The organism is Mesorhizobium sp. M1E.F.Ca.ET.063.01.1.1, assembly GCF_003998155.1.
In the GTDB taxonomy this organism is placed as follows: Bacteria; Pseudomonadota; Alphaproteobacteria; order Rhizobiales; family Rhizobiaceae; genus Mesorhizobium.
Genome location: NZ_RZSC01000877.1, coordinates 1 through 2,256, shown reverse-complemented (window position 1 = coordinate 2,256; position 2,256 = coordinate 1). Strand labels below are relative to the sequence as shown.

At 60.6% G+C, this 2,256-nt stretch carries 3 protein-coding genes; all 3 read right to left on the bottom strand.

Going from position 1 to position 2,256, the window contains the following annotated elements; all coding sequences use genetic code 11:
• Window positions 1–508: 508 nt before the first annotated feature.
• On the bottom strand, window positions 509–841 hold the full coding sequence (locus EOA29_RS33700; RefSeq protein WP_127222222.1) for a hypothetical protein: 333 nt from the start codon (window positions 839–841) through the stop codon (window positions 509–511).
• The gene (locus EOA29_RS33695; RefSeq protein ID WP_127222221.1) at window positions 838–1,629 is read right to left on the bottom strand and encodes an ABC transporter ATP-binding protein; all 792 of its coding nucleotides are present in this window, start codon (window positions 1,627–1,629) and stop codon (window positions 838–840) included. Before EOA29_RS33695 ends, EOA29_RS33700 begins: the two co-directional genes overlap by 4 nt.
• Window positions 1,623–2,256 (bottom strand): ABC transporter permease subunit (locus EOA29_RS33690; RefSeq protein ID WP_127222220.1); only part of this gene is annotated, 634 nt, incomplete at its 5' end. The genes EOA29_RS33695 and EOA29_RS33690, both read right to left, overlap by 7 nt.

Genomic DNA, 2,256 nt, shown 5'->3' with positions numbered 1-2,256 from the left:
CCGACGCCCACGCTCCCGCCACGAACGACGCGAAATCCAAGCCCGATCCGGTTCATCGGGCTTTATGGCCCCCTTCGGGGACTATCAACGACGATCGATTGATCCCACCTCGCGATGCTATCCCTGACCGTCCCAGACCCACCTTTTCTTACTCCCCCTCACTCCCACTCGATAATTTTCGACTCAACTAGACAATTGATCTAGCTGGTTTTTTTTGGTTTCAGCACTGAAAGCCGACCCGCAGACCGTCAAAATCATACAGTGCTGATTTTCAACAAGAAAAAGCCGAGCTCGAATACGGCCCGGCAAAAAGAAGGGTCAAACCTTCAGAGGGAACACAGTCCAGCGGCTTGGGAGGAAATCGCTGAACAGTTCCTTTCTCGCTTGTTTTTCATCAGCCTGCGACGAAAACAATTCCAAATCTCTGCCGCTGGCTGAAATTTCTTATGAAACCTTGGGAGCAATAGCCCGAGCCGGGTTCGAGGCACAGGCCCAAATCCGACGGACCTTAAGCCTGGTCCTGTGTCGGTTTGGTATCCCGCGGCAGATAACTGGATAGGAGCGCCAGCGCAGAAAGGATTGCACCCACCCATAGCAGCATTTCGGAATAGCGTCGTATTCCAAGGAAATGCCAATTGCTGCACAGCGCCATCGCCAGCGAGCAGCGGTCCGAAGTGTAGAGGAGACAAGGCAGCGTTCGCTCAACCGGGAAATTGGTATTCCGCATCACCTGGGCATAGACGATCGCCCACCAGAGAACGGCGATGGCGATCAGCAATATGCTGGCGATCTCCAGCCACCATGTGATGCGGGCTCGCCCATTGAGACGCGGCGCTGTCATCCGCCAAATCCCAAGGTTTCGAGCACCTGCTGCCGCAATTTCACGATACGGCTGTCGTCGCGATGCCGGGGATATGGCAGGTCGACCTCGACAACAGCCTTGATGCTGGCTGGGCGCTCTGAGAGAACGACCACGCGTTGCGACAGCAGCAAAGCCTCCTCAACGTCATGCGTGACAAGGATGACCGCGTAGCCCGCCTGTCGCCACAGCGAAAGCAGCTCCTGCTGCATGGAAAGCCGCGTCAGGGAATCCAGGCGACCCAACGGTTCGTCGAGCAGGAGCACCCGCGGATTGTTGACCAAGGCACGCGCCAGCGCCGCGCGCTGCGCCATGCCGCCTGAAAGTTGATGCGGATATGCGCCGGCGAAGCCCTCGAGCTTGACCAGTTTCAGGGCGTCGTCAATCCGGGCGCTGCTCGCCGCCAGGGTGCCCTGGGCTTGAGGACCGAGCGCGACATTGTCGCGAACCGTGCGCCAGGGAAACAGCGTCGGATCCTGAAAAACAAGCACGCGCGACGGGTCCGGCTTCTGAACCGGCGCGCCTTCCGTCAGCACCGCGCCGCGCGAGGGCTGATCGAGCCCTGCGGCCAGGCGCAGCAAAGTCGATTTCCCGCAACCGGAGGGGCCCACCAACGCGACGAACTCGCCTGGGTTAACCGCAAGGTTTACATCATGGAGCACCGGAAGCGCCTGGCCCTCGAGCTCGTAGCGATGGGAAACGCCGTGGAAATCGATGGCTGCCCGCAGACCGCGGTCATTCTGCGCGGCCGCTGCCACTGCCGCTACCATTGCACCACTCCTCTTTGCCAGGAGAGCAGCCGGTCGCGGGCGACGAACAGAAGCTTGACGAGGCCCGAGCAGATCAGCGCCATGATGATGAGCGCGGCATAGACGTTGGCGTAGGCCGAATAGGCGGTCTGAAACTGGAGGTACCAGCCGAGTCCGTATTTGGCGCCGAGCATCTCGGCCACCACCAGAACGGCGAAGGAGTAGTAGAGCCCCATGAACAGGCCGACGAAGACGTTGGGCAGCGCCGCGGGGATCGCGACGCGCAGCACCAGAAAGCGGCTGTAGGCTCCAAGCGTCCGCGCAACATCGTAGTACGCACGGTTTACGCTGTTGACCCCTGACGCGGTCAGGATCGCGACCGGGATGCCCGAGGCCAGCGCGACCAGGAAGATGCTTGCCTGAAAGGTGGTGGGGAACAGGAAGAAGGTGGCCGGTATCCAGGCGCTTGCCGGCACCGGCCCGATCAATTTGAGGATCGGCATGCCCCAGTAGGAGAAGGTCTTCGACCAGCCGAGCGCGACACCGCCGACGAAGCCGACAACGATGCCGCTGCCGAACCCGATCGACCAAAGCCGCGCCGTGTAGGCGATGCAGATCAGCAGGCGCTGCCAGTCGACGATATAGACA